Here is a 26,267-nt window from a genome sequence, read left to right on the forward strand (position 1 = left end):
GTCCGAGAGTGGGTGTGGATCGCCACGGCGTCTGGCCGAGACGTCGTCCTCGTGACGACGGCCCCGGACGGCGATCTCACCTGACGTCCCCCCAGCTCTCCTCGAAAGCGGCACCTCACGGCTGTCAGCGCCAATTCTCGTTCCGTTCGCGGCGCCTGGCAGGTTCGGAGTGCTTATACTGGCGTCGGCAGTACGTAGGTACCAGCACGGACCGATCGTCGATGACACCTCAGCTCTCCTTTGCGATCGACTTTCACGTCCACTCGGACGAGTCCTACGACGGACACGAACCGATCGAACTCGTCCTGGAACACGCGGCCGACATCGGACTCGACGGCGTCGTGATCACGGACCACGACGAGATCGACGAGTCCCTGCGCGCCGCCGACCTCGCGCCGGAGTACGGTCTGGTCGGCATCCCCGGCGTCGAGGTGTCGACCCGCCACGGCCACCTGCTCGCGATCGGCGTCGAGGAGCGACCCGATCCCGGCCAGCCGTTCATGGAGACCGTCGAGACCGTCCGTGACCTCGGCGGGATCGCGATCGTTCCCCACCCGTTCCAGCGAAGCCGCCACGGCGTGCGGAAACGGCACATCGAGGACGCCGACGCGATCGAGACGTACAACTCGATGCTGTTTACCGGCTACCGGAATCGTCGTGCGCGGACGTTCGCCCGTCGACGCGGCTATCCCGAGATCGGCGCGAGCGACGCCCACTACCTGCCGAACGTCGGCAGGGCCTACACCGAAATCCTCGTCGAACCTAGCGCCGAAACCCCGTCGAAGGCGGCGATCGACGGCGACGACCTCGTCGAAGCGATCCTCGAGGGACGAACGCAGATTCACGGCAAACGGACCCCGGTCCACAAGAGCACGGTCCAGTACGCGAAAGGGGCGGTTCGCAAGTCGACCTACGTGCTGACCTCGCGCGCGCCGCTGGTGCCGACGATCCCCGCGTCGATGGATCGATCGGGGTAGGTCAGGGGACAGGTCGTCAGGACAGTTGCTCGCCGACGATCTCGTCGGCGCGTGCGACGAACTCCTCCTCTCGGCCCTTCGGGACCGTCGCCCCCGCTGCGACGTCGTGACCGCCGCCGTCGCCGTCGACGGCCCGGGAAGCCTTGCCCACGACGATCGAGAGGTCGAGTCCCTGCCGAACGAGCGAGTGGGTGCCGCGCGCGGAGACCTTGACCTCCTCGTCGTTCTTTTCTGCGAACGCGAGGATCGGTTTCGATCGGCTGATCCCCTCGTTGCCCATCGCCATCCCGGCGACGATGCCGACGATCGTCTCGCGGATGCGATCGCCGGCGTGGAACCACTGGAGGTGCTCCTCGTGGGTGACGCCCTCGCTCGTGACGAGGTCGATCCCGTTCGAGAGGTTCCGGCGGTGGTTTCGCAGGAGTTTCCGGGCCCGTTCGAGTGCTCCCTCCCGATCGCCGAGACAGACGCCGAGACCGACGTCGGCCCGCTCGTACCGGGCGGTCGCGTTGAGTAGCGTCGAGAACTCGCTGGCGTCCCGCAGCTCGGTGCCGACGGGTTCCCCGGCGAGGACGTAGGCGGTCCCGACCAGCCCCTCGATCTTCGATGCGGGGACGCCGCTCGAGACGGCTCGTTTGACGAGCGCGCTGGCGACGGTCTGCTTCTCGTCGTTCGTGAGTCCGGCCCAGCGCCGCCACTCCCCGTCCCGTTTCAACTCGAGGTCGAGCCCGTCGAGAAATCGAAGCGCGCCCTGCTGGTCGTTCGAGATGCCGGGGATGTGGACGTCGGTGGCGTACTCGAGGAGTTTCGGGAGCGGACGCGTCTGCTTGCCGTAGAGTGCGAGGTCCGTCCCGGTCTCGAGGACGCCGGCCTCAACGCCCTCCGCGACGATCCGTTCGTTCGCGCCGTGGAGTTCGCCGCCGGAGGCCTGCATGTCGCCGACCGCGCCGACGACGGCGAGGGCGGCCAGGTCGCGATTGTCCGCGCGGGCGGTCGTCCCGGTGCCCGCGTCGGTCGTGGCCGCACCGCCGTCCGCCGCGGCAGCCCCGGTGCTCGTCTCGGCGGCGAGCGCCCGCGCGAGCACGTAGCTCGCCCCGGCACCCGACAGTTCCGAGGCGCCGTCGATCCCGAACAGGAGCGGGTTGAGGTGGTACGCCGTCTCCCGATCGGCCGGCTGGTGGTGGTCGGCGATCACGGGGGTGAACGCGCCCGCGTCCTCGTGCTCGCCGATGCTATCGAGCTGGCCGCTCCCGAAGTCCGTAAAGAGGACGGTCTCGTAGTCGGTGTCGGCGATCGCGGCGATCGCCGCGTCGTCGAGTTGCTTCTCGAAGACGGTCTCGAAGGGGATCCCCGCGCGTTCGAGCGCCTGGGCGGCGATCGCGGCGCTGGTCAGTCCGTCGGCGTCGATGTGGGACGCGAGCAACACGCGATCGGCCTCGCAGAGTCGCTGTGCACAGCGGGTCGCACGGTCCTCGAGGTCGGGGATCGGGCCAGCCATCGAGGTGTGGTTGGTGCGGCGTCGCTCATAAACCTGCGGTCTGGTGCTGGGCATCTCGGCCGTCAGATTCCGACGAGTTCGAGCGGCGGTCTGCGAAGCACGAGCAACAGGACGTTGTTCGTCACGAACAGGGCGTACAGACCCACCATCACGATCACGAACCGCAGATCGAGCGGCTCCGAGAGCAGGTGGCCGATCGCGACCACGATCACGGCGTAACAGATCGCCGCGAGCGGGACGCCGGGCAGTCCGAACAGCCCGTAGAAGAACACGGTGATGGGGTTGAGTTCCGACGCGTACGGAACGACGAAAAAGAGGGTCGCGGCGATCGCATCGACGATCCAGAGGACGAAGAACGCCGCGCGCAAACTGATCGTCCCGGGCGGATCCAGCCTGAACGGACGGGCGGACGTGTCTGTCATTACGACCGAGAACGGCTCTCGAGGGCATGAGCGGACGCCTTGCCACCGCATGTCGGGTCCCGGTCGAACGCGCACAACCGGTCTACGGCGAGCGGGTAAGGTGTAGCCTACAGCGAGAGGACCAGATCGTCGCCGTCCTTCTCGTAGCTGGTTTCGAACGGGGCGGAGCGCTCCCGCATCGTCTCGTGGAGCCACGTCGCGGCGTCGTCACCCGCGGGGTGGACCGCGTAGTCGTCGATTACGACGGGGACGAGTCGGAGTTCGGCGATCGAGCCGCCCTCGAGACCGACCTCGAAGAGGAAGCTGCGATCGTTGCGCAGGTCCTCTTTGACCACGTAATCGTCGACGATGTCGCCGGTGTCGTGGAGGATGACGCCGTCGCCGTACCGTTCGACGCCCTGTACGACGTGGGCGCTGTGGCCGTGGACGAGGTCGACGCCCCGATCGACGAGCCAGCGGCCGAACTCGACGTACGTCTCGTCCGGCCGTTCGACCCAGTTGGGGCCCCAGTGGATCGACGCGACGAGCAGATCCGGGTCCCGCGCCCGTGCCCGATCGAGCGCGTCGTCCACGAGGCGGCGCGTCTCCGCATCGTCGGGATCGCACTCGAGGTAGGCCGTCCCGGGGCGCTCGTCGGTGGCGCCGTACTCCGCGTAATGATCGGCGACGGAGACAACTGCGACGTCGACCCCGTCGACCGAAAACGAGGCGGGCGCGTACGCCGCGGCCGGTGTTTTGCCGGCCCCCGCGTGCCCGATCCCGCCGTCGGAGAGGGCCTCGAGCGTGTCGACCAGCGCGGTCGGGCCGTAATCGAGCATGTGGTTGTTCGCCAGCGCGGCGAACCGGACGTTCCCCGCCTCGAGGGCGGGGACGGCCCACGCCGGATCGGCCCGGAAGTAGTACGCCCGGTCGGGAAATCGCTCGCCTCGCGTCGACAGACAGCACTCGAGGTTACAACAGACCGCGTCGAGGGAGTCGAGTCGCGATCGGAGGTCGCCCCAGACCGCGGCCGGATCGACGCCCCGTCGCCCGTAGCGCTCGTCGAGGTTGCGCCCGAGCATGGCGTCGCCGACGAACCCGATCGTCGTCCCGGCGTGGTCGCGCTCGAACTCGTCCCTGGCGTCCCCGTCCGCTGTCGACTCGGCGGTCGGTTCGAGGCAGCCGCTGACGCCGAGAGCGGCACCCGCCGCGCTCGCGAGGACCCGTCGTCGACTCCTGATCACGCAGCAGTCGTTCGTCCGGACAGTCAAAATAGTTGAGTTCGAACGGCGATCCGATCGTCGATCGAGCGCTGGTGACGAACAGCGCCGTTTACGGGAGTCAGCGTCGCGGTTCGTCGACCGATCCCGCCGCGTCGATCGTCTCGCGGGCCAGGGCGTCGAACGTCGCCTCCGCTGGCACCACGTCGACGTCGATCCCCTGTGCTTCGGCGGTCCCTTTCGTCGGTTCGCCGATCGCGCCGACCGTCGCGTCCCGCAGCCCCGCGAGGGCGTCCTGGCGGAGTCCGCGCTCTTCGGCGGCCTCTAAGAAGTGTTCGACCGTCAGCGACGAAGTGAAGCAGGCGGCGTCGAGGGCTCCCTCGGCGGCGAGCTCGGCCGATTCGCCGCTCCCCTCGGGACGAACCAGCCGGTAGAGAATCGTCTCGTGGACGTACGCGCCCGCGTCCTCGAGTCCGTCGAGCAGGACGTCGCTCCCGTGATCGCTCCGGGCGACTTCGACGCGCGCGCCGTCGACCGCGTCGTCGAGGTCGGCGACGAGTCCGCTCGACGTGAACTCTTCGGGGACGAGATCGACCGCGTAGCCCACGTCGCGAAGGGCATCTGCCGTCGCGGGACCGATCGCACAGACGGTCGCGTCGCCGGGGTCCCAGCCGGCGTCGGCGACGAGTTCCGCGCCGGTCTTGCTCGTCAGAATCGCGTAGTCCGCGTCGGTCCGCGGGACGGCGTCGGTCGGTTCGACGGCCAGCATCGGGTCGGGAACGGGCTCCGCACCGAGCGATTCGAGGAGGTCGGCGGCCTCTGCGAGTCGATCGTCGTCGGGACGGAAGACGGCGACCGTGGGGGAGCGGGTGGCGTCACGCATCGTGTTTCCTCTCCTCGTTCGGAGTGCCGTAGTCGTTCCGCAGGAACTCCACGACCGAATCGCGCGTCCCTGCCACGTCGCCGATCACCGTCACTGCGGGTGGTTCGATCCCCGCCTCGTCGCGGGCGTCGACGATCGTCTCCAGGGTCCCGGTCGCGACCTGCTGGCCGGGCCAGGTGCCGCGCTCGACGAGCGCGACGGGCGTCTCGGGGGCCATCCCGGCCTCGATCAGCGCCGTCGTGTAGTCCGGGAGCCGACCGACGCCCATCAGGACGACGATCGTGCCGCCCGTCGCGGCGAGTGCCTCCCAGTCGACCGCGGACTCCTCCTTCGTCGGGTCTTCGTGGCCCGTGACGAACGAGACCGACGAGGCGTGATCGCGGTGGGTGACCGGGATCCCCGCGACGGCGGGCGCGGCGATCGCGGACGTGACCGCCGGGACGACCTCGAACGGCACCTCGTGGGTAGCGAGGTACTCGGCCTCCTCGCCGCCGCGACCGAAGACGAACGAGTCGCCGCCCTTGAGCCGGACGACGGACTTGCCCTCGCGGGCGAGTTCGACCAGTCGCTCGTTGATCTCGGACTGGGGCGTGCGATCGCCGCCGGCACGCTTGCCGACGTCCTCGCGGCGCTCCTCGGGCAGCAGGTCGATGATCTTCGGCCCCGGCAGCTTGTCGTGGAGGACGACGTCGGCGGCTTCGAGCAGGCGTTTCGCCCTGACCGTCAGCAGGTCCGGATCGCCGGGGCCGCTGCCGACGAGGTAGACGGTGCCCGGCTCCGGCCCGTTCGAGTCGGTCGACCCGTCGGTCATCTACTTCCCCTCCGGCTGGTCGTCCGGTGCTGGTCCGTCGTCGCCCTCGGTGTCCTCGCGCGCGGCGTCGATCAGGTCCGCGGCCCCGCGATCGGCGAGGTCGGCCGCGAACTCGCGGGCGGCTTCGGCGTGGGTCTCGACCGGGAGGTCGCGGCTCGCAGTCACCGACTCCTCGCCGTCCCGGTCGGAGACGTGGACCGACGCGTGCACGTACTCCCCCTGAACGACGGCGTAGATGCCGATCGGGGCGATGCAGCCGCCGCCGAGTTCCGCGAGGAGGGTACGCTCGACCGTCGTCTCGACTCGGGTTCGCGGGTGATCGATGGTCGACTGGATCTCGCGGGCGGTCTCGCCGTCCGTCGCGACCACCGCGAGCGCGCCCTGGCCCGGCGCGGGGACGAACGTATCCGTCGGGAGCGGCTGGTAGTCGACGGCGTGTGCGAAGCCGCTTCGCTCGAGGCCCGCCTCCGCAAGGACGATCGCGTCGTACGCGGTCTCGACCTCGCGACCCAGGGCCTGCTTTTCGAGTTCCGAGAGGTCGTCGAACCACTCGTCGACGGTGCGGTCGTACTCCGGTTCGAAGTCCTCGTTCCCGGTATTTCCTTTGCGTTCTTTGTCGGCCTCCGATCGCTCCTGGTGTTCGTCCTGGAGTGCGGGCGCGAGCAACTTCTCGAGGCGCGTGTCCACGTTCCCGCGAAGCGGTTCGACCTCGAGGTCCGGCCGCTCGGAGAGCAACTGCGCGCGCCGGCGCAGGCTCGACGTGCCTACGGTCGCGCCGTTCGGGAGGTCCTCGAGCGCCGCTCCGTCCGGCGTTACGAGGGCGTCTCCCGGCCGTCCCCGTTCGGGAATCGCGGCCGTGACGAGGTCGTCGGGCTGTTCGGTCGGCATGTCCTTCATCGAGTGGATCGCGCCGTCGAGGTCGCCCTCGAGGACGCGCTCGTCGAGTTCGCGGACGAACGCACCCGTCTTCCCGAGTCGGTGGATCAATTCGTCCCTGATCTGGTCGCCCGTCGTCTCGACGGTCACGAGTTCGACCTCGTACCGCCGGTCTTCCAGGGCCTCCTGTACGATCGCGGCCTGCCGCCGGGCGAGTGCAGACCCCCGCGTCGCCAGTCGCAACGTCCCGCGCGTTCTCATAGACGAATCATGGTCGCCTCGAGTATGAAAAGCGCACGCTTGTCGCGTCCGACGCGTGCGATTCGGTGCCGGCCGCCGCGATCGGTCCTTCCACGCGCGAGTCGACGACGATCGATCGCGCCCGGATTGAGTGAATGAGAATCACACACAAATTTTACGTCCAACATATTCGGGAGGGAGCTTATACTATAAGACCTTGTTCGATCCGAGCGCATGGACGACTCCCTCTACGAACGACTCGGTGGCGAGGACGGCATCGCCGCCGTCGTCGACGATTTCTACGATCGCGTCGTCGCGGACGAACAGGTCGCACACTACTTCGAGGACGTCGATATGCAGAAACAGCGCGCACACCAGGCCCAGTTCATCAGTTCCGTCGCCGGCGGCCCGGTCGAGTACACGGGCGCGGAGATGGAAGCGGCCCACGCGGATCTCGATATCGGCCCGGCGGACTTCGAGGCGATCGCGACCCACCTCGACGACGCGCTCGCGGCGTTCGACGTCGCGGAGGACGATCGGCAGACGGTGCTCGCGGAGATCGCCCGCTACCGCGGCGCGATCGTCACCGCGGACTGATTCTCGCACGGGCCCGTCCACGGACGTTCTCGGCGCTTTTCGGCCCGCCGCGACGGGCCGTCGTCTGGACCGCTGGTTCAGGTGACTCCGATCGGATCGCCCCTAATCCCTGTCGCGAACGCGTTCGGGGCCTCTTCCAGTCGGTAGGAAAAGCCGGGCCGTTTGACGGGTCTTGCACGTCGATACCCGACTGGAATGAAGGTAAACAGAAAACAACTCGCCACGTTCCTCGCGGCGATCTTCTTCGTGAACCTCATCGTCATGGCCGGTGGGGCGTGGCTCTCCTACGAGAACGAACCGGAGATCCCCGAGACGATCGTCGGCCCGGACGGCGAGACCGTCGCGACGAGCGACGACGTCCAGACGGGGAAGATGGTTTTCCAGGAGAACGGACTGATGAACCAGGGGTCGGCCCTGGGTCGTGGAAGTTACTACGACGTCGACTACACTGCCGACGCTCTCGAGTCCAAGACCGACCACATGCGCGACTACTACGCGCAGGAGGAGTACGAGACGGCCTACGAGGATCTCGACGCGTCGGAGCAAGCGGCGATCGACGAGACGGTCCGGCAGGAACTCCAGTCGAGCAGCTACGACCCCGACGAGGTCGAGTACTCCGCCGCGGAAGCGTACGCCCACGAGCAGGTGCGTCAGGACTACGTCGAAACGTACTACGAGGGCGACCGCGAGCGCGGCATTCAGGAGGGGCTGATCCCGACCGCGGAGGAAGCAGAGCAGTTCGCGGACTTCGCGCTGTGGACCGCCTGGATCTCCCACACCGATCGGCCGGATTCGGACGTCTCGTTCACCAACGACTTCCCGTACTCGCCCGCCGCGGGCAACGACGCCGGCGGGGCCGTAATGACCTGGAGCGTCATCGCGATGGTGTTGCTGGTCGCCGGTGCCGGGATCGCGATCTGGCTCTACCAGGCCGTCGAACTCCCCGAACCCGAGGCGAACGGCGTGTCGATTCCCCACCCGAAGGAGATCGACCTGACGCCGAGTCAGATCCTGAGCACCAGGTTCGTCCTCATCGGGGCCGTACTGTTCGTCCTCCAGACGTTCCTGGGTGGCCTGCTCGCCCACTACTACGTCGAGCGCGACGACTTCTTCGGCCTCCACGAACTCGTCGGGTTCGACATCCTCGAGTACCTCCCCTGGACGATCGTCCGAACGTGGCACGTCGACCTGGGGATCCTCTGGATCGCGGTGATGTGGCTCGGTGCCGGCCTCTTCCTCGCACCGCTGCTGACGGGTCGCGAACCGCGCAGACAGGCCCTGTACATCAAGGGCCTGATCGCCGCGTTACTCGTCGTTGCCGTCGGCGGCCTCGCGGGCATCTGGCTCGGCGTCAACAACTTCTTCGGCGGCGAGTGGTGGTGGCTCCTGGGTAACGAGGGGCTAGAGTACGTCGAGATCGGCCGCATCTGGCAGGCCGGCCTGCTGGTCGGCTTCCTCGGCTGGACCGCGCTCGTGGCTCGCGGGTTCAAGCCCCTGCTCGATCGCGAGCCCCGATACGGGCTGGCCCACATGATCGTCTACGCGGGCGGCTCGATCGGCCTGCTGTTCATGGCTGGCTTCCTCTACACGCCAGACACGAACTTCGTCATGACCGAGTTCTGGCGCTGGTGGGTCGTCCACATGTGGGTCGAGGGCGTCTTCGAGTTCTTCATCCTCGTCGTCATCGCGCTCACGCTGGTCTCGATGAACCTCCTCTCGAAGAAGTCGGCCGAGAAGGCGGTCATCTTCCAGGCCGCGCTCGTGATGGGAAGCGGCATCATCGGCGTCTCCCACCACTACTGGTGGGCCGGCCTCCCCGAGGTCTGGCTCCCGATCGGCAGCGTCTTCTCCACCCTCGAGTTCATCCCGCTGCTGTTCATCCTCTACGAGGCGCTGGGCCAGTACCGCGCGATGGACGCCGCTGGAACGGACTTTCCCTACCGGATGGCGTTCTACTTCATCGTCGCCTCCTCGGTCTGGAACTTCTTCGGGGCCGGCGTCATCGGCTTCTTCATCAATCTCCCGGTGATCAGCTACTTCGAGAGCGGGACCTACCTGACCGTCGCCCACGCCCACGGCGCGATGTTCGGGGCCTTCGGCTTCCTCGCGATGGGGATGGCCGTCTACATCCTCCGGGTGACCACCCGCGCCGAGCACTGGTCCGATCGACGCCTGCGCCTGTCGTTCTGGCTGTGTAACGCCGGTCTCGCGCTCATGCTGTTCCTCTCTTTGCTCCCGGTCGGCTTCCTCCAGCTGGAGGTCGCGTTCACCGAGGGCTACGCCGCCTCGCGGAGCCTGGAGTTCTACAACACCGGGATCGTCCAGACGCTGTTCTGGCTCCGCATGCCCGGTGACACGCTGTTGATCCTTGGTGCGATCGTCTTCGCCTGGGACGTCGCCGCGAAACTGCTCTTCCAGCGCAAGGCGACCGTCGGCGAGTCGTCGGATACCGGCTCACACGTCATCGCCGATCGGCTCGTCGCAGACGACCGGGTCGACCCGGTGAGCGACGACGACTGATCCGCTCCCTTTTTCCGGCGTGTCGTCGGTGACCGGCGCGGTTGGGTGCGTTCGATCCGCGTTCTCCGGCTGCGGCGAGGTTCGACGGGCCAGAACTGTTAACAGAACCTGCCGTCCTTTCCAGCGTATGGCTCCTTTCGGGCCCCGCGGTCTCGTCTCCGGAGCACGGATTCCGGAGTCCGTGAGCGCGTTCGGGGCGGCACTCGTGGCCGTGCTGCTCGGCGAGTTCTGGCTGTTCCCGGTATCCGATCCCGGAAGCGGGGCTGACGGGTTGTTTCTGGTGGGTGTGGTGACGTCCGTCCCCTTTCTCGTCGGCATTACGGCCGGCGGCTACTGGCTCCGCACCGCCGACCTTTCGCCGGCCCGATATCCGCGCATCGCGGGCTGGTGTCTCGCCGGCCTGATCGCCTTCCTCGTCGTCAATCTCGGGCTCATCGCCGCGATGCCGACCGAGACGTGGCTCGCCGTCTCGTGGGTGCGGTGGGCCGTCGCGATCGGAACCGGGACGGGGTTACTCGTCGGCTGTATCGAAGCGCGCGCCATCGAGCGCGCGCTGGCAGCCGAACGGGCGGCGCTCCGGACGGAACATCTCGAACGGCAACGGGACTATCTCGACTACCTCAACGGCCTCCTCCGACACGAGGTGTTGAACACGGCGGCGATCATCAACGGGTACGCGACGCTGCTCCTCGACGAGGAGCCGTCGCTGACCGATCACGGCCGGCAGTGGGCGTCCGTCATCGCCGACGAATCCGACGAACTGACGACCGTGATTGACGACGTCCGCGTGCTCTTGCAGACGACCGAGGGGGAGTACCAGCTCGAACCCGTAGACATCTCGCAGGTGCTGGCCGACGAAGTGCGAAAACTGGACCACAAGTGGGGTCCCGTCGACGTGGAGCAGTCGATCCCCGAGGCCGTCTTCGTCCGGGCCGACGGGCTGGTCGCCCGCGTCTTCGGCAACCTCCTCTCGAACGCGGTCGAACACAACGACGCCGAGACGCCCCGGGTCGCCATCGAAGTCCATCCCGGCCCCGAAACCGTCCGGATCGACGTCGCGGACAACGGCCCCGGTATTCCCGAGGATGCGCTCGATTCGCTGTTCGAGCGCGGCGAGCGCCGGGGCAGCACGCACGGGCTGGGGCTCTACCTGGTCGACCAGTTGGTGACCCGATACGGCGGGACGATCGAGGTGGCCGACACGGGACCTGACGGGACCCGGTTCGCCGTCGAACTCCCGGCGGCCGAGGAACCGGCCGATCGATCCCCCGACGATCCGGAACCGGCCGATCGATCGGACGCGTGAGACGCGCCCGACACGCCCCGATCGCTCGCCCTCGATCTCACGGCGTTCCAACCGCCTTGTGCCGCCTGGCGAGGTAGTAGCCCGCCACGATCGGCTGTAGCGGAGGGACGGAGAGACTGAGGAACGCGATCCCGAGGTAGACGCCCGGATTCGGCCGCCAGTCGTCGCCGTAGGTACAGACGTGGGCGGCGTCCTGGTGGATCGCGATCGGGAACGCCCCGACGGCGACCGCCCCCGCCAGGCCGATCGCGGACGTGAGCAGGCCCGGGAGCGCGAGGACGAACGCGACGACGGCGACCAGGGCCCCGATCACCGTCGATCCGAGCGTGACCGCCACGACGAGCCACCAGGCCGTCCACCCCGGCTTCGTCCCGAACCGCCTGTGGCGACGGGCGAGGTAGAAGACGCCCGCGACCGGGGCCCAGACGATCGCGAACGCGGCATTGAGCCACGGGTTCGGCTTCCAGTGGCTGCTGACGCCGCCCCGGCGACGAACCCGGCGGGCGTCGACGAAGAGCGCGACGGCGAGCGCGATCGTCAGCAAGGTGTATCCGAAGGTACCGACCAGCACCAGCCCCCGTTCGAGAAACGGGACGCCGGGGTCGGCCTCCCGGACGACGCCGATCAGGCCGACGCCGATCACCGGCGGGAACAGAAAGCAGAGCCGCTCGATGGCCCGCCCCCAGTCGATCGTGTCGAGACTTCTCGCCATTACAGTATCAGCTGACGTGACGTTTCGACCGACGTCGGTTACGTGTACCGGACCCCACCCGTTCGGGTCCGGGGGTTTCGATCGCGATCCGATCGGCGACGTGGTACGTATTCAACGGGAGCTACAGGGCCTCTTTGTACGCCTCGAGTGTCCGTTCGACGTCCTCCGCGGTGTGGCCGTAGCTGACGAACTGGCACTCGAACTGGTTCTGCGAGAGGAAGATCCCCTGGTCTCGCATCTGGCCCCAGAAGACCCGTCGCCAGCGCTCGGTCTCGGCGCTTTTCACGTCCGTTGCGTTTTTCGGGCAGTAATCGTAGCGCGGACAGGTCGGGTCCTGCCGACAGCCGGCGTCGCACTGTTCCTCGAGGGAGTCCGGACCCGGTCCGTCCCGGGTGAAGATCACCTTGAACATGCTGTCGGTGCCGGTCACCGTGTAGCTCGGCGCCTGGTCGGCGACGATGTCGCGGAGGCCGGTGCGGAGTTCGTCGCCGAGGCCGTTGACGTGGTCGTAAACGTCGTTCTCGGCGGCGAACTGCAGCGTCTCGAGGCCGGCGGCCATCGTCACGGGGTGGCCGGAGAACGTGCCGGCCTGGAAGACGTCGCCCGAGGGGGCGAAGTGCTCGATAATCTCGGCGCGGCCGCCGATCGCACCGACGGGGAAGCCGCCGCCGACGATCTTGCCGAACGTCGTCAGGTCGGGGGTGACGCCGAACTCGCTCTGGGCGCAGCCGAGGCCGCCGACGCGGAAGCCGGTGATGACCTCGTCGAAGATCAGCAGGGAGCCGTGTTCGTCGGTGATCTCGCGCAGGAACTCGTGGTACCCCTCCTCGGGGTAAACGATGCCGTAGTTCCCCAGGATGGGTTCGGTCATCACCGCGGCGATGTCGTCGCCGTGCTCCTCGAACACCTCGCGGATCGCGTCCTCGTCGTTGAACGGCACCGGGAGCGTGTGCTCGGCGAAGGACTGGGGGATGCCGGCCGAGGACGGCGCGGGATCGTCCGCGTTGCCCTCGACGAGCGTCGACTCCTGGGCCCCGTGGTAGCCGCCCTGCATGACGACGACCTTGTTCCGGCCGGTGTACCCCCGCGCCAGCCGAACCGCGGAGGTGGTCGCCTCGGTGCCGGAGTTGACGAACCGGATCTTCTCGACGCTCGGGACGTGGCGCACGACGAACTCCGCGAGGTCGACCTCGATCTCGGTCGGGGTGCCGTACATCGGCCCCTCGCTGGCTCTCTGCTGGATCGCCGCCTGGACCGACTCGGGCAGGTCGTGGCCCAGCAACAGGGGACCGAGTCCCATCACCCAGTCGACGTACCGGTTCCCGTCGGCGTCGACGACGTGCCCGCCGTCGCCCTTCTGGACGAAGAACGGGTACGGCTCGATCGCCGCCCGAACTGCCGAGTTGACGCCCCCGGGCATCACGGAGAGGGCCCGATCGTACAGGTCGCGCGAGTTGTCGTCGTTCATGCGCGGGCCTTTGCGTCGGGACGGGAAAGTAGTACCGAGGTTCGATCGCCTCACAGAGACCGGTTCTGGTTCTACGTCTACTGTCGGATACCTGTGAATACCACGAACTGTCCTGACGCTGTCGTCGCGTTCTCACGCGTATCGGAGTGTCCGTCGTCCGATCAGTTTCCGGAACGCGATCACTACCGTTAAACGACTGAATCGCCGACTCGCAGAATACCTTCCGTATGCGCTATCGACTCCCTGCGCTGTTCCTGCTCGTCGCTGCGATCTGGGGCACGACGTTTCCGGCCGTCCGCGTCGCCGTCGCCGTCGTTCCTCCGGTCCTGTTCGCTGCCCTCCGATTCGACGCCGTGGCGATCCTCGTCCTGGGGTACGCCGCCGTCCGCGGTCAGCGGGTTCGCCCCCGGCGCGGGGAGTGGGCCGGTATCCTCGCCGGCGGCGTCTTCCTGATCGCGATGCATCACGCCCTGCTGTTCGCCGGCCAGCAGTACGTCACGAGCGCCGTCGCCGCGGTCGTCGTCGCGACGGTGCCGATCCTCACCGCGGGTCTCTCGCGTGCGTTGCTCCCGAACACCGGCCTCGGCGTCGTCGGCGCGATCGGTCTCGGACTCGGTTTTCTCGGGACGGCGATCGTGGCCGATCCGGACCCGGCGGCGCTGTACACGGCCGAAACGTTCGGCGTGCTCCTCGTCTTCGCCGCGGCGATCGCGTTCGCACTGGGTACGGTCCTCACCCAGCGGACCCGGACCGGCCTCCCGGTCGCGTCACTCCAGGGGTGGATGATGCTCGTCGGCGCGCCGGTGCTCCACGGCGTGAGCGTCTCGCTCGGAGAACCGCAGTCGGTCGAGTGGACGCCGGCCGCGGCCGTCGCCTTCGTGTACCTCGTTCCCGTCGCCGGCGGGCTGGGCTACCTGCTGTACTTCGACCTGCTCGATCGGCTCGGTTCGGTCGAGATCAACCTCGTCACGTACCTGTTGCCGGTCTTCGCGGCGATCGTCGGCTGGCTCGCCCTCCGGGAAGCGCTCGCGGCGTCGACGATCGTCGGGTTCGCCGTCGTCGCAGTCGGCTTCGCCCTGGTCAAGCGGCGGGCGCTCGCGCGACTCGTCGCGAGAGGGCCACAGACGAGCCGGAAACTGGATCGGTAACGCGCGAAAAAACGGTCGTCGGTCGGCTATGGGATGTCGTCGTGGTCGATCAGACCGCGTCCGTTCCGGTCTTGCCGGTCCGGATCTGGTAGGCGCTCTCGACGGGGGTGACGAAAATCTTCCCGTCACCGGGTTCGCCGGTGTGTGCGCCCTCGCTGATCGCGTCGACGACTTCGTCGGCGGGGATGTCCGCGACGACGCACTCGATCTTGACCTTCTGGTGGAGGTCGACGGTGTACTCCTCGCCGCGCCACTGCCCCGTCTTGGCGGGCTGGGAGCCGCGCCCGGAGACGTTCGTGACGGTCAGCGAGGGAGCACCGGCTTCGGCCAGCACCGTCTTGATCGCGCCGAGGCGATCGGGGCGGACGATCGCGGTCACCATCTTGATCTCACCGCCGTTCGGATTCCCGCCGTCGGGACGGAGCACCTCGCTCCCGGCTGCCCCGCCGTCGGTCGCCACTTCTGGCTTGCCGAACTCGGGGTAGGTGTCGACGCCGTGTTCGGAGACGTCCAGCCCGTCGCGTTCGTGTTCGGGCGTGACGCGAGCCTGGCCCGCGGCCTTGAAGGCGAACCAGATGAGCGCGGTCGCTCCGACCGTCCACGCGGTGATGAGGAGGACGCCGGTGAGCTGGGCGACGAACGCGTTCGCGACGCTATCGACGACGCCCGGCGCGGCGACGAACGGGAACAGCAACGTCCCGAGGATCCCGGCCGAGCCGTGGACGGGGAACACCGCACAGACGTCGTCGATCTTCAGCCGCTGTTCGACGAACTCGAAGACGATCGGGAGTTGCGCACCGGCGAGGCCGCCGACGACGAACGCGCCCCACCACGCGGCGGTGTCGGGGATCGCGGTGATGCCGACGAGGCCGGCCAGCAGGCCGTTGGCGACGTACAGCGTGTCGACTTTACCGGTCTTGAGCCAGGCGACGAAGCCGGCTCCCATCGCGCCGCAGGCCATCGAGATCGTGGTGGTCATGGCGACGCGGCCGAGCTGATCGCCGAGGAACGCGCCCTCGCCAACGATGGCGGAGGTGCCGACGTTGAAGCCGTACCAGCCGAACGCGAGGATCAGCGTGCCGAGGACGGCGAAGGTCAGCGAGTGGCCAGGAATGACGTTCGCGGTGCCGTCGTCGTTGTACCGGTCCATGCGCGGGCCGAGCACCCACGCCGCGGTGAGCCCGGCGATGCCGCCCATCCCGTGGACGATCATGCCGCCCGCGAAGTCGGCGAACGGCGTGCCGGTGAGCGTCTCGATGTGGCCGCCGGCCCACGTCATTCCGGTGACGACGGGGTAGATGACCGCGGCCAGCAGGAAGGTGTAGGTGACGTACGCGCGGAGCTTCGCCCGGCCGGCGACGGCCCCGGAGACGATCGTCGCCGCCGTCATGGCGAAGACGGCGCCGTACAGCCAGCCGATCCAGCTACTCGCGTCGCCGGTGAACGCGGGTTCGAAGCTCCCGCCGGCGACGACGCTCTCGATCCCGACGCCGATCAGGAAGAAGACCGTCACGCCGACGCTCCAGGTCAGCAGGTTCTTCGTCAACTGGTTCGCCACGTTCTTCGAGCGCACCTGCCCCGCCTCGAGCATGGCGAAGCCGGCGTGCATGAAGAAGATCAGGAACGTGGCCACCAGGATCCACGTGTTGTTGATCGCATCGATCAGCATCTCGGGGTCCGACTGCAAGAGCGTCGACTCCATCAACTGACCACCCCCGGCGGTTTCGTTCCACGATCGAATGTTTGTAGACGAACGTCCACGCCTGAACTGTTCGACATCATGGATGTGTTCTGATTCACGTCTAATCTCGATGAACTTGTCTAATATAAGGATTAGCGTTGACAAATGGCTAATTATCTTGGTGTAATAGGGTCAGCTGGACAGATCTAAAGGTGATATACTGTGTATAAGGGTGTTGAATATTGCGTATCTTTCGAGGAGTGTGGATATATTCCACGTTTGTAACTCCAGTTTCGGGAGCTACTGCCGTGAAACGACTCCGATTCCGATCGAAAGATCCCAATTCGGCTCTCGCGCGGCAGATGTTGCCACCCGGGACGCGCTGCCGATCGGCCGCTGGACGTTCGTCCGAATGTGTGCTGGAGTGCGGCCCGAATACCGCTCAGGTCACAGTCGTACGGCGACGTCCTCGGCGAAGTAGGTCAGAATCAGGTCCGCGCCCGCCCGCTTGATCGACAGCAGCGATTCGAGCGCGACGTCGTCGAGGTCGAGCCACCCCTTCTCGGCGGCGGCGTGGAGCATCGCGTACTCGCCGGAGACGTTGTAGGCGGCGACGGGGTGGTCGAACTCCCGCCGAACGTCGCTGACGACGTCGAGGTATGGCAGGGCGGGTTTGACCATCAGTACGTCCGCGCCCTGGTCGGCGTCGAGTCGGACCTCGCGCCTCGCTTCGCGGGCGTTCGCGGGATCCATCTGGTAGTGCCGGCGGTTCCCGAACGCCGGCGCGCCGTCCGCGGCGTCGCGGAACGGGCCGTAGAAGGCGCTCTCGTACTTGGCCGCGTAGCTCATGATCGGGACGTGTTCGTACCCCGCATCGTCGAGCGCGTCGCGAATCGCGGCGACCATCCCGTCCATCATGCCGCTGGGCGCGATCATGTCCGCCCCCGCCTCGGCCTGCGAGACGGCGATCTTCTCGAGCGCTGCGAGGGTGGCGTCGTTGTCGACCGTCAGCGTCGGCTCACAGGCGGGGCCGCCGTCCGCGACGTCCTCGCCGCGGAGTTCCTCCTCGAGCGGGCCGCAGTGGCCGTGATCGGTGTACTCGCAGAGACAGGCGTCCGCGATCACGTAGGCGTCCGTCTCGCGGGTGATCCGTCGCGTCGCCTCCTGGACGACCCCGTCGTCGGCCCACGCGCGCGTTCCCTCGGGGTCCTTGGACTCGGGGATGCCGAACAGCATCACCGCCTCGACGCCCGTCTCGAGGACTTCCTCGACGCGGGCGACCGATTCGTCGATCGGCACCCGCTCGTGGCCCGGCATCGACTCGATCGGGACGCGCTCGTCGGTCGTCGCATCGACGAACACCGGTGCGATCAGATCCGCCGGGTCGAGGCGCGTCTCGCTGACGAGGCCGCGCACCCGGTCCCGTCGAAGCCGCCGGGGACGGTGTGTGAGATCCATACGCGAGCATTCGGCGGCGGGCGCAAAAACGACTCGCTCGCGACCGGGAGTCGCATCGACGCCGGCACGACGGGCGGACGGCTCATACGGTTTACTGTAAGTCATTTCCGGCACAACCGCCGCCCGGATCGCGGTTGCGCCGGTACATCGTACAGCAATCCGTCTCAGCCCGAGGTACCCCACTCCCGGAGTTCGCCGTCGACGACGACCCGACTCCCGACGTCGTCGAACGTGACGCCGCCGTAGGCGACGCGACTGCCGGGGCCCACGTAGATGCCCACGGTGCCACAGTCGGCCGCGCGGGCGGTCGTGAGCGTCGCGTCGACGTTCTCCCGGAACCGGAACGACTGATGGTCCGCGCCCGTCGCGGTGATCGTACTCAGTTTCAGGTCGTCCATGTCGTCGAAGACGATCGTGTTCGTGAAGGCGCCGTCGACGGTGAGGTTCGAAATCGCGGCGCCGTCGAACCCGCTCGCGTACAGCCCCGATCCGGCGGCCAGACCGTCGTCGTCGGTCCTGATGGTCACGTTGTCGATCGTCAACTCCCGCCGGCCGCTCTCGAGTTGGCCCAGCGAGATCCCTCTCGCGTTGTCGATACACGAGACGCTCTCGATGGTCAGGTCCTCGATCGCCGCGCCAGTGTCGCCCCTGATGGCCGAGTGCTGGCATCCGGTGATGTAGCCGTCCCTGATCGTGATCGACTCGTTGCCGTCGCGGTGGACGTGGACGCCGTACTCGGGACCGTTCTCGGGATCGATTTCGAAGTTCTCGAGCCGGCAGTGTTTCACCGGCGTTTCGTCGTCTCCCGTACGCCGATACTCGTCGCCGTCCTGGACGCCGTTCGCGGCCGTGCCCGCGCTCTGGTTGTCGAACTGGATCGGCGCGTCCGAGTCGCCGTCCCCGCCGCGGGTCGCCCGGAAGCCGTTCACGACGACGTTCTTCGACGAGACGACGTCGATGTGGTGATAGTAGATCGCGTCGCCGTAGATGTTCGCCAGCCGGACGGTTTCGGCGTGGGCCGGAAGGATCCCGTTCGAGTCCGGCGAATCGATGCGGACGTTGCAGACGCCCCAGTTGGACGCGCCGTCGTATCCGCTCGCGTCGTACCCTCTGTTGGTGAGGAGCGCCCGCCCTTCGTCGCCGTCGGAGCGGGGCCCCTCGAAGACGGTCGATCGACCCGCGCCCACGAGGAGCGTATCGTCGCCCACCAGCGGCGTCCGTTCGAGGAGGTATCGTCCCGGCGGGAAGTAGACGATCCCGCCGCCGGCCTTGGCGACCGTCTCGAGGAGTTCGTGGACGGCCTGGCCGACCTCGGTCGACCCGTCCCCCTCGATTCCGTGGGCCTCGACGTTCCACACGGGCGTCTCCTCGGTCCGTACGTGGGCGATGCGCGCCGCCTCGACGCGCGTCGCCTCGAAGTGACTCGTTCCCGGCACCGGCCGATCGGAACTCCCCCGACCGCTGAAGTAGACCCAGTCGTCGTTCGCGGCGTCCCAGCGCCAGGTGATCCCCTGGTCGGTCGCGTGGTACAGTTCGTCGTCGTACTCGCCCGTCGCCGGTCGCTCGGCGATCGGGCCGCGAACGATCGCGTGCTCGTCGACCGCCTCGACCGTGTCGGTGTGATCCCACTCGTCGCCTGGATCGTACGTCCCCAGGCCGAGTCGTGGCGTTCGATCGACCATGGTCACTCGCTTCCGTACGTGCGTCCGTACGCCGTCCCGTACCCGCGTCCGGACGCGGTTTCCGTTCCCGATCGATCGTCCGCGCTGCCCGAACACCCCGCGAGCGTCGCGCAACTACCCGACGCTGCGAGAAGCACGTCCCGCCGTCGCAGTTCTGAGCCGTCGATCTGACGATACAATTTCCGGGAGATACGCCCTCGAACTGTCAAATATCTTCCGGCTCGGCGGTCACGATCGTACGGTCAGGCCATCGCCTCGTCGCCGATATCCGGGTTCTCGCGGACGAACGCGACCAGTTCGTCGACGTAGGATTCGAACGGTGGACAGTCGATCCCGGTCCCCGCGAGCGCCCGGCGCGTGTTCGGACACGCGTACCGCGTCGGGTGATCGAGGTAGTCGATCGTCGCCGGTTCGGCCGGTAGGCCGCGCACCGCGGCGGCCCGCATGAGTCGCTTCGTGATCGATTTCGTCCCCGGCACCGACAGGACGCGGTGGCCCGCGGCGTCGGCGATCGCGTCGACGAAGTCCGGCACCGACAGCGGTGCGGGATCACAAAGCTGGTAGACCTCACTGACGGTGTCCTCGCGGCCGCTCAGGTGGGCGATCGCGTCGATCACGAAGTCCCGAGGGACGACGTTGAGTTCGGCGTCGGCTGCGCCCGGCAAGCCGGTCGTGACCGAGAACGCCGCCGGCTGGGAGAGGATCAGCCGGAGCAGGTAGTACGGGCCGTCGTACTTGCCCGTCTCGCCGGTTTCGCTGTCGCCGACGACGATTGCAGGGCGGTAGATCGTCGCGGGGAGCCCCGCCTCCATCCGTTCCTGGACGAGGACTTCGGCCTCGTACTTCGTCCGCTCGTAGTGGTTGTTGAACGACTGGCCCTCCTGCAGGTGATCCTCGGTGAAGACGCCGTCGTAGCGGCCGCTGACGTAGCACGTGCTGACGTACTGGAACCGATCGACGTCGAGATCCGCGGCGGCGTCGAGGACGTGTTCGGTCCCCCGGACGTTCACCGCCTCCGCGGGTTCGGGATCGACCGCGAGGTCGTAGATCGCGGCGAGGTGGTAGAGTTCGTCGACGGCGTGGAGGTCCGCGAGATCGCCGTCGCCGAGTCCGAGATCGGGGTCGGTGATGTCCCCCTCGTAGAGCCGAATACCGTCGCCGTCGGGACCGGCGATCGCGGCCGCCTGTCGCTCGGCCAGCTCCCGGTACTGGGGCTGAACGAGGCAGGCGATCGGGCCGTCGCCCCGGGCGAGCAGGCGTTCGATCAGCGCCGAGCCGAGGAAGCCGGGGAAGCCGGTGAGCAACACCCGCGGATCGCGCGTCCCGTCGCTCATCGGACCCACCGCCGGAGCCCCGAGACGATCGGAAGTCGCCGCTGCAGGCGCGTCAGTGCGATCATCCCGCGGGCGTACCACGAGTCCGGGATGCCCGGCGGCGCGTCGAGCGGCCCGATCCGGGAGGTGGCGATCGTCCGCGGTTCGAGGTAGCGCTCGATCCCCTCGCGGCCGTGGCGTCGACCGAGGCCGGAGTCGCCGACGCCGCCCATCGGGGCGTCGACGGCGGCCCAGCCGGAGACGTAGGCGTCGTTGACGCAGACGGTGCCGCAGTCGATCTCGCGGGCGACGGCGCGGCCCCGGTCGCGATCGCCGCTCCAGACGCTCGCGTTCAGGCCGTAGTCGGAGTCGTTGGCCCGCTCGATCGCGGTCGCGGCGTCGGGAACCGGTTCGACCGAGACGACGGGGCCGAACGTCTCCTCGCAGGCGACAGTCGAATCCGGCTCGACGTCGGTCAGGATCGTCGGTTCGTAGCAGAACGGCCCGACGTCGGGCCGGTGACGACCGCCGGTGAGCACCGATGCGCCCGATTCGATCGCGTTCTCGACGTGGGATTCGACCCGATCGAGCTGATCGCCGTCGATCAACGAGCCGACGTCGGCCTCGAAGTCGAAGTCGAAGTCGGTGCCCAGCGAGAGCCGACGCGTCGCGCCGACGAACGCGTCGCAGAAGTCGTCGTACAGGGACTCCGCGACGTAGATCCGCTCGGCCGCGAGACAGAGCTGTCCGGCGTTCGTGAAGCAGGCCTGGACCGCGCCGCGAGCGGCGGTCTCGACGTCGGCGTCGTCGAGGACCACCAGCGGGTTCTTGCCGCCGAGTTCGAGCGAGCAGTCGATCAGGTTCCGCCCGGCCTGCTCTGCGACGATCCGGCCCGTCTCGGTGCTCCCGGTGAACGCGACGTAGTCGACCCGATCGATCAGCGCCGGGCCGACGATCGGTCCCTGACCCGTGACGACCTCGAAGACGCCCGGTGGCAGGCCGGCCTGCTCGAGCAACTCGGCCAGCGCGAGCGCGACGAACGGGGTCTTCTCGTCGGGTTTGAGGACGACGGCGTTGCCGGCGATCAGCGCGGGGATGGCGTCGGTCAACGAGAGCGTGACCGGGTAGTTCCACGGCGAGATGACGCCCACGACGCCGACCGGGTCGTACGTCACCCGCGCGGTCGTCGCCGGCGGGAACGCGCCGCGTCGCCGCTCGTCTTCGACCGCGGCGGGCCCCCGATCGGCGTAGTACGAACAGGTCAGCGGGACGTCGAGGATCTCCTCGACGGCGTGGTTGCGGGATTTGCCCGTCTCGAGTTGCAGGAGGTCGAGCAGTTCCGCGCGGCGCTCGAGGACGAGGTCGCCGAACCGATCGAGGATCGCGGCGCGTTCCTCGACGGGCCGATCGGCCCACCCCGTCTGGGCCTCGCGGGCGCGTTCGACGTCGACGTCGACGTCCCGCTCCGTACCTGCGGGGATGGTTCCGATCTCGGTATCCGTCGCGGGTGCACGGACGGCGATCGTACCGGTCCCGTCCCCCGCGACTCGCTCCGAGAGGGCGGCGAGTCGATCCGGGGCGAGGTTCGTTTCGGAGAGGATCTCCGGTGGTGACTCAGTGAGTGCCATAGCGTCGGTTCTATCCGTCACGAGTGTGCGTTCGCTGAAACGTCTTCGTGTTACGGTCAGAATTCCCGAAATCACGCCGGGGAACCGGTCACGATGCGCTCGGTCGCGTTTCACGTGCCGACGGCCGGGTAGGATCGGTCGTGAACGGAGTTGACCGGCAGGTAACGTCTCAGGCGATCGAGTCGACGCCCTCGAAGGCCGCCCGGACCCGATCGGCGACCGTCGTCTCGTCGTCGGCCGTCGAGACCGCCAGTGCGGCCCTGATCCGGGCCTTCCACGGCGGGAGGTCGCCGCCCGCGATCGCGCCATCCTCGAGCAGGGTCTTCGCGCCGCCGGGGCCGCCGTACAGGCCGGCCGCCGCTCCGGCGTGACAGCGCGAAGTGAGCACGACCGGCACGCCGGCGTCGATCGCGTCTTCGAGCGCCGCGCCGAGGTCGCCGGTCGCGTTCCCGAGGCCGGTTCCGGCGACGACGATTGCGTCGACGCCCTCCTCGAGCGCGCGCTCGACCTGTCGGCCGTCGACGCCCATCGCGTTCGTGACGAGTTCGACCCGGACGCCGGGGTCGATTCGCGCGCCCGGGATCGGATCGACGTCGCGTCCCGGTTCGCGGAGGAACCGGAACCCGTTCGGAGTGAGTTCCGCGACCGGCCCCGCGTCGGGCGACTGGAAGGTCTCGAGTTTGCTCGTGTGCGATTTCACCACCCGGCGGGCGGCGTGGACGGCGTCGTTGAACGCGAGGTAGCTCCCGCCGGCCGCTCGAAACCGATCGTGGCCGGCGGCGCGGACCGCCGCGAGGAGGTTCGTCGGGCCGTCGGTTCCCAACTGGTCGAAGGGCCGCTGTGCGCCCGTGAAGACGACCGGCACGCCCTCGGCGACCAGCGCGCAGTAGTAGGCCGACTCGGCCATCGTGTCGGTGCCGTGGGTGACGACGACGCCGTCCGCGCCTTCCTCTGCGGCGCGCTCGACCGCGTCGACGATCCGTCCGGCGGTCTCGAAGTCCATCTGGAAGCCCGAGACCTGGCAGACGTCGTCGACGTCGATCGCGGCGTAGTCGGCCAGTTCCGGGACGGCCTCGACGAGGTCGTCGCCCGACTCCGAGGGGGTCTTCCCGCGTTCGCCCCCGCCAGAGGTGCTCGCGATCGTTCCGCCCGTGCTGACGACTCGAACGTGTGGCATGCCCGTTCCTCTCGTCCCGAGGCAGTAAGTCTCTCCGCGATCGACCGACGGCAGACCGGCGAATCAATACCCTCATTGGCCGGCGTCGGTGACGTGGAGACGAACGCGTGTACCGACTGGCAGGTGACGAGGAGAGGAGGGCACTCGAACGCGAATGATCCGCTGGCGATACCGACAGACCGTCCTGGCGCTGTCTACGCTCGCCTTTTTCGCGACCATGGCCGGCCGACTGGCGATCAGCCCGGTCGTCCCGCTGATCACCGACGAGTTCGGGGTCTCGGAAGCGGCGATCGGCGCGGCGTTGACGGGGATGTGGATGGCCTACTTCGCCAGCCAGTTCCCGAGCGGCGTCCTCGCGGACCGCTTCGGGGAGCGCCCCGTGATCCTCGTCGCCGTCGGGGGAACCGCGGTTGCGAGCCTCTTTCTCGCGGTCGCGCCGCTCTTTGCACTCTTCGTGGTCGGCACGATCCTCCTCGGCGGCGTCGCCGGCCTCCACTACAGCGTCGCGACGACGCTACTGACCCGGACTTACGACGACCTCGGGACCGCGATCGGCGTCCACAACAGCGGCGGCCCCGCGGCCGGCCTGATCGCCCCGCCGATCGCGGCCTGGATCGGCGTCCGGTACGGCTGGCAGCCGGCGGTCGCAATCGGTGCGGCGATCGCCGTTCCGGTCGCCGTGCTGTTCGCGTGGCGGATCCGCCCGACGGAGCCACGCCGGCCCGACCAGCCCATGCGCGATCGGTTCGAACTCGGACCCGTCGTCGCGTTGCTCTCGCGGCCGGAGATCGCCTTCCCCGTCGTGCTCGCGACCCTGGGCGCGTTCGTCTGGCAGGCGACGTCCTCGTTCCTGCCGACCTTCCTGGTCGCCGACCGCGGCCAGTCGCCCGAACTCGCCAGCGTGGTCTTCGCGGCCTACTTCGTCGTGCAGGCGATCACGCAGGTCGGCGTCGGAGCGGCCTCCGATCGGTACGGGCGCGACGTCACCACGGCTGGCTGTATGATCCTCGCCGCCGCCGGGTTCGTCCTGCTCGTCGCCGTCCCGGGGCCGATCGCGCTCGGCGCGGCGGTCCTGCTGATCGGCACCGGCCTCGGCTGGGGGGCGGCCCTGCTGCCGCGGTTCATGGACGTCCTCTCGGACGCCGAACGGGGGGCCGGCTTCGGCCTCGTCAGGAGCGTGTACGGCTTCGTCGGCGCGCTGGGATCGGTCGTGACCGGCACGCTGGCCGACCTCTTCGGCTGGGGCGTCGCCTTCGCCGTCCTCGCGGCCCTGCTCGCGCTCGTGTTCTGCGCGCTCGCCGTCAACTGGGCGCTGTCGCTCGGCTACTGAGATCGACCGATCGTCACGGGCGGCCGTCGACCCCGGTGTTTCGACTGGAACAACGGGCCGGGTGTTCCTCCCGTAGTCACGAGCGCGTTATATATGTCAGTGGAGTACCCCGCGTCGATGGCCACGACGCAACGGACGAGAGGAGCGGCACGGTGTACGGACTGCGGCCGGGCGATGGCAGTCTGGCTCTCGACGGGCGACGTCGTTCACCCGATCGGATGCACCGACGGCTGTCCCTGCGGCGGGACGAAGTTTCGCGTACTCGCGTGATCCGCGAACCGCGTCAGTGCGTTCGAGAGCCGATCCCCCACGTCGCCTGAAAGCCCCGGCCTTTAGCCGTTTCGTGGCGTCGGTTCGGTGTGTCGAGCACCGAGGAAGCGGTCCGAACGCTGTCCGATCTCGGCCTCACGGAGTACGAGGCGCGCTGTTTCGTCGCGCTGACTCGCATCTCGACGGAGACGGCCAGAGAGATCAGCGAGGTCGCCGACGTTCCCCGATCGCGGGTCTACGACACGATCGAACGGCTCGAGCGGAAGGGACTGGTCAGCATCCAGCAATCCGATCCTCGCCAGTACCGCGCCGTTCCGGTGGAGACGGCGTGCGATCGGCTCCGCGACGATTACAACTCCCGGATCGACGCCGCAGAAAACGCCCTCCAGCAGGTCGAAGACCCCGGCTCCGTGGAGAACGAGGGGATGTGGTCGATCTCGCGAAGCGAGTACGTCACTGATCGCGTCGTCACCTTCCTCGAGGACGCCGCCGACTCGATTCATCTCCTCGTCGCCAGCGAGGAGGTGATCGGCGATCGCGTCCGCGAGTACCTCCGCGACGCCGTCGAGCGGGACGTGAGCGTGTTCGTCGAAGTGCCCACGGACGAATATCGGGCGGAATTCGAAGACGAAGTTCCGGATGCGTCAGTCGTCGTCGCGCCCGACCTCGACGCGACGGACCCGGTGTACGGCGAATTTCCGGCGAAGATCCTGCTGATCGACGGGGAATCGGTCGTCGCGACCGGGATCAAGGAGCGCGGCCTGCCGGACGTCGTCCAGGAGACGGCGGTCTGGACCTACGGCCGCGATCACGGGTTCGCCGTGTGGATGCGCGAACTGCTGGACAGCCGACTCGCGAACCGATCGGCCGATCGGGAGTCGAATCGGTCGGAACCCCCGGACCGCTGATCGAAATCCGGGCGCGATCGATCGAGTGGCCAATTCGCGTGTACGCACCCCACGGGCGATCCGTCGGTCACGGCGCCGGAGGGAATATATAAATGCTTGGTCGTTCTGGATCACCGACGTGTCACCCGGCCGCCCGATCCCGGTCGCTCGTGCCGGTTTTAGG

Annotated in this window: 22 protein-coding genes; 8 read left to right on the forward strand and 14 right to left on the reverse strand. The window is 68.1% G+C overall.

The annotated features are described in order from the left end of the window. The first annotated feature begins 221 nt into the window (after positions 1 to 221). The gene (locus MUN73_RS03525) at positions 222 to 977 is read left to right on the forward strand and encodes a PHP-associated domain-containing protein (protein ID WP_250139069.1); all 756 of its coding nucleotides are present in this window, start codon (positions 222 to 224) and stop codon (positions 975 to 977) included. A 16-nt stretch (positions 978 to 993) separates the two neighbouring features. On the opposite strand, the gene recJ is transcribed toward MUN73_RS03525, so the two are convergent. The 6 genes from recJ to hemC form a co-directional block, all read right to left on the reverse strand. Beyond that, the gene (gene recJ / locus MUN73_RS03530) at positions 994 to 2,475 is read right to left on the reverse strand and encodes a RecJ family nuclease (protein WP_250139070.1); all 1,482 of its coding nucleotides are present in this window, start codon (positions 2,473 to 2,475) and stop codon (positions 994 to 996) included. 62 nt (positions 2,476 to 2,537) lie between these two features. Then, the gene (locus MUN73_RS03535) at positions 2,538 to 2,897 is read right to left on the reverse strand and encodes a hypothetical protein (RefSeq protein ID WP_250139071.1); all 360 of its coding nucleotides are present in this window, start codon (positions 2,895 to 2,897) and stop codon (positions 2,538 to 2,540) included. A 107-nt stretch (positions 2,898 to 3,004) separates the two neighbouring features. Continuing rightward, on the reverse strand, positions 3,005 to 4,120 hold the full coding sequence (locus MUN73_RS03540) for a CapA family protein (RefSeq protein ID WP_382181393.1): 1,116 nt from the start codon (positions 4,118 to 4,120) through the stop codon (positions 3,005 to 3,007). Positions 4,121 to 4,217: 97 nt separating this feature from the next. Continuing rightward, positions 4,218 to 4,979, reverse strand: coding sequence for a uroporphyrinogen-III synthase (locus MUN73_RS03545; protein WP_250139072.1), 762 nt, complete (start codon positions 4,977 to 4,979; stop codon positions 4,218 to 4,220). Next, positions 4,972 to 5,790: a uroporphyrinogen-III C-methyltransferase gene (gene cobA / locus MUN73_RS03550; RefSeq protein WP_250139073.1), complete on the reverse strand. Its 819-nt coding sequence runs from the start codon at positions 5,788 to 5,790 to the stop codon at positions 4,972 to 4,974. The genes MUN73_RS03545 and cobA overlap by 8 nt, the downstream gene beginning before the upstream one ends. Beyond that, positions 5,791 to 6,927: a hydroxymethylbilane synthase gene (gene hemC / locus MUN73_RS03555; RefSeq protein WP_250139074.1), complete on the reverse strand. Its 1,137-nt coding sequence runs from the start codon at positions 6,925 to 6,927 to the stop codon at positions 5,791 to 5,793. A gap of 213 nt (positions 6,928 to 7,140) precedes the next feature. On the opposite strand from hemC, the gene MUN73_RS03560 reads away from it, so the two are divergent. The 3 genes from MUN73_RS03560 (at position 7,141) to MUN73_RS03570 (ending at position 11,329) form a co-directional block, all read left to right on the forward strand. After that, positions 7,141 to 7,503 (forward strand): group I truncated hemoglobin, encoded by a 363-nt coding sequence (locus tag MUN73_RS03560; RefSeq protein WP_250139075.1) that lies wholly within the window; start codon positions 7,141 to 7,143, stop codon positions 7,501 to 7,503. A 195-nt stretch (positions 7,504 to 7,698) separates the two neighbouring features. Beyond that, entirely contained in the window at positions 7,699 to 10,023 is a 2,325-nt protein-coding gene (locus MUN73_RS03565) for a nitric-oxide reductase large subunit (RefSeq protein WP_250139076.1), read from the forward strand. A 127-nt stretch (positions 10,024 to 10,150) separates the two neighbouring features. Next, a complete protein-coding gene (locus MUN73_RS03570; protein ID WP_250139077.1) occupies positions 10,151 to 11,329 on the forward strand; it encodes a sensor histidine kinase in 1,179 nt (392 codons plus the stop codon). Between the two features lie 37 nt (positions 11,330 to 11,366). Here MUN73_RS03570 and MUN73_RS03575 read toward each other — a convergent pair whose 3' ends face one another. After that, on the reverse strand, positions 11,367 to 12,041 hold the full coding sequence (locus MUN73_RS03575; protein ID WP_250139078.1) for a hypothetical protein: 675 nt from the start codon (positions 12,039 to 12,041) through the stop codon (positions 11,367 to 11,369). Between the two features lie 121 nt (positions 12,042 to 12,162). Further along, the gene (gene hemL / locus MUN73_RS03580; RefSeq protein WP_250139079.1) at positions 12,163 to 13,509 is read right to left on the reverse strand and encodes a glutamate-1-semialdehyde 2,1-aminomutase; all 1,347 of its coding nucleotides are present in this window, start codon (positions 13,507 to 13,509) and stop codon (positions 12,163 to 12,165) included. A 227-nt stretch (positions 13,510 to 13,736) separates the two neighbouring features. Between hemL and MUN73_RS03585 the strand changes: the two genes are divergently transcribed. Then, positions 13,737 to 14,657 (forward strand): DMT family transporter, encoded by a 921-nt coding sequence (locus tag MUN73_RS03585; protein ID WP_250139080.1) that lies wholly within the window; start codon positions 13,737 to 13,739, stop codon positions 14,655 to 14,657. A 49-nt stretch (positions 14,658 to 14,706) separates the two neighbouring features. On the opposite strand, the gene MUN73_RS03590 is transcribed toward MUN73_RS03585, so the two are convergent. The 6 genes from MUN73_RS03590 to MUN73_RS03615 form a co-directional block, all read right to left on the reverse strand. After that, on the reverse strand, positions 14,707 to 16,359 hold the full coding sequence (locus MUN73_RS03590) for an ammonium transporter (RefSeq protein ID WP_250139081.1): 1,653 nt from the start codon (positions 16,357 to 16,359) through the stop codon (positions 14,707 to 14,709). Positions 16,360 to 16,785: 426 nt separating this feature from the next. Continuing rightward, positions 16,786 to 17,796: a porphobilinogen synthase gene (gene hemB, locus MUN73_RS03595; RefSeq protein ID WP_250139082.1), complete on the reverse strand. Its 1,011-nt coding sequence runs from the start codon at positions 17,794 to 17,796 to the stop codon at positions 16,786 to 16,788. 164 nt (positions 17,797 to 17,960) lie between these two features. Further along, positions 17,961 to 19,478, reverse strand: coding sequence for a glycoside hydrolase family 55 protein (locus MUN73_RS03600; protein WP_250139083.1), 1,518 nt, complete (start codon positions 19,476 to 19,478; stop codon positions 17,961 to 17,963). Between the two features lie 242 nt (positions 19,479 to 19,720). After that, on the reverse strand, positions 19,721 to 20,812 hold the full coding sequence (locus MUN73_RS03605) for an SDR family oxidoreductase (protein WP_250139084.1): 1,092 nt from the start codon (positions 20,810 to 20,812) through the stop codon (positions 19,721 to 19,723). Then, complete coding sequence (locus tag MUN73_RS03610) at positions 20,809 to 22,419, reverse strand: succinic semialdehyde dehydrogenase (RefSeq protein ID WP_250139085.1); 1,611 nt, start codon at positions 22,417 to 22,419, stop codon at positions 20,809 to 20,811. The genes MUN73_RS03605 and MUN73_RS03610 overlap by 4 nt, the downstream gene beginning before the upstream one ends. Before the next feature lie 169 nt (positions 22,420 to 22,588). Further along, positions 22,589 to 23,596: an asparaginase gene (locus tag MUN73_RS03615; RefSeq protein WP_250139086.1), complete on the reverse strand. Its 1,008-nt coding sequence runs from the start codon at positions 23,594 to 23,596 to the stop codon at positions 22,589 to 22,591. 154 nt (positions 23,597 to 23,750) lie between these two features. On the opposite strand from MUN73_RS03615, the gene MUN73_RS03620 reads away from it, so the two are divergent. The 3 genes from MUN73_RS03620 to MUN73_RS03630 all read left to right on the forward strand — a co-directional run bounded on the left by MUN73_RS03620 (position 23,751) and on the right by MUN73_RS03630 (position 26,104). Then, complete coding sequence (locus MUN73_RS03620; RefSeq protein WP_250139087.1) at positions 23,751 to 24,926, forward strand: MFS transporter; 1,176 nt, start codon at positions 23,751 to 23,753, stop codon at positions 24,924 to 24,926. A 117-nt stretch (positions 24,927 to 25,043) separates the two neighbouring features. After that, a complete protein-coding gene (locus MUN73_RS03625) occupies positions 25,044 to 25,196 on the forward strand; it encodes a hypothetical protein (RefSeq protein WP_250139088.1) in 153 nt (50 codons plus the stop codon). A gap of 89 nt (positions 25,197 to 25,285) precedes the next feature. Then, positions 25,286 to 26,104, forward strand: coding sequence for a TrmB family transcriptional regulator (locus MUN73_RS03630; RefSeq protein ID WP_250139089.1), 819 nt, complete (start codon positions 25,286 to 25,288; stop codon positions 26,102 to 26,104). Positions 26,105 to 26,267 lie beyond the last annotated feature (163 nt).

Source organism: Halosolutus amylolyticus, assembly GCF_023566055.1.
Taxonomy (GTDB): Archaea; Halobacteriota; Halobacteria; order Halobacteriales; family Natrialbaceae; genus Halosolutus; species Halosolutus amylolyticus.

Bases quoted from the DNA above. Each gene is read 5' to 3' on its own strand.
- MUN73_RS03525 (WP_250139069.1), top strand. From the start codon at position 222: ATGACACCTCAGCTCTCCTTTGCGATCGACTTTCACGTCCACTCGGAC.
- recJ (WP_250139070.1), bottom strand. From the start codon at position 2,475: ATGGCTGGCCCGATCCCCGACCTCGAGGACCGTGCGACCCGCTGTGCA.
- MUN73_RS03535 (WP_250139071.1), bottom strand. From the start codon at position 2,897: ATGACAGACACGTCCGCCCGTCCGTTCAGGCTGGATCCGCCCGGGACG.
- MUN73_RS03545 (WP_250139072.1), bottom strand. From the start codon at position 4,979: ATGCGTGACGCCACCCGCTCCCCCACGGTCGCCGTCTTCCGTCCCGAC.
- cobA (WP_250139073.1), bottom strand. From the start codon at position 5,790: ATGACCGACGGGTCGACCGACTCGAACGGGCCGGAGCCGGGCACCGTC.
- hemC (WP_250139074.1), bottom strand. From the start codon at position 6,927: ATGAGAACGCGCGGGACGTTGCGACTGGCGACGCGGGGGTCTGCACTC.
- MUN73_RS03560 (WP_250139075.1), top strand. From the start codon at position 7,141: ATGGACGACTCCCTCTACGAACGACTCGGTGGCGAGGACGGCATCGCC.
- MUN73_RS03565 (WP_250139076.1), top strand. From the start codon at position 7,699: ATGAAGGTAAACAGAAAACAACTCGCCACGTTCCTCGCGGCGATCTTC.
- MUN73_RS03570 (WP_250139077.1), top strand. From the start codon at position 10,151: ATGGCTCCTTTCGGGCCCCGCGGTCTCGTCTCCGGAGCACGGATTCCG.
- MUN73_RS03575 (WP_250139078.1), bottom strand. From the start codon at position 12,041: ATGGCGAGAAGTCTCGACACGATCGACTGGGGGCGGGCCATCGAGCGG.
- hemL (WP_250139079.1), bottom strand. From the start codon at position 13,509: ATGAACGACGACAACTCGCGCGACCTGTACGATCGGGCCCTCTCCGTG.
- MUN73_RS03585 (WP_250139080.1), top strand. From the start codon at position 13,737: ATGCGCTATCGACTCCCTGCGCTGTTCCTGCTCGTCGCTGCGATCTGG.
- MUN73_RS03590 (WP_250139081.1), bottom strand. From the start codon at position 16,359: ATGGAGTCGACGCTCTTGCAGTCGGACCCCGAGATGCTGATCGATGCG.
- hemB (WP_250139082.1), bottom strand. From the start codon at position 17,796: ATGGATCTCACACACCGTCCCCGGCGGCTTCGACGGGACCGGGTGCGC.
- MUN73_RS03600 (WP_250139083.1), bottom strand. From the start codon at position 19,478: ATGGTCGATCGAACGCCACGACTCGGCCTGGGGACGTACGATCCAGGC.
- MUN73_RS03605 (WP_250139084.1), bottom strand. From the start codon at position 20,812: ATGAGCGACGGGACGCGCGATCCGCGGGTGTTGCTCACCGGCTTCCCC.
- MUN73_RS03610 (WP_250139085.1), bottom strand. From the start codon at position 22,419: ATGGCACTCACTGAGTCACCACCGGAGATCCTCTCCGAAACGAACCTC.
- MUN73_RS03615 (WP_250139086.1), bottom strand. From the start codon at position 23,596: ATGCCACACGTTCGAGTCGTCAGCACGGGCGGAACGATCGCGAGCACC.
- MUN73_RS03620 (WP_250139087.1), top strand. From the start codon at position 23,751: ATGATCCGCTGGCGATACCGACAGACCGTCCTGGCGCTGTCTACGCTC.
- MUN73_RS03625 (WP_250139088.1), top strand. From the start codon at position 25,044: ATGGCCACGACGCAACGGACGAGAGGAGCGGCACGGTGTACGGACTGC.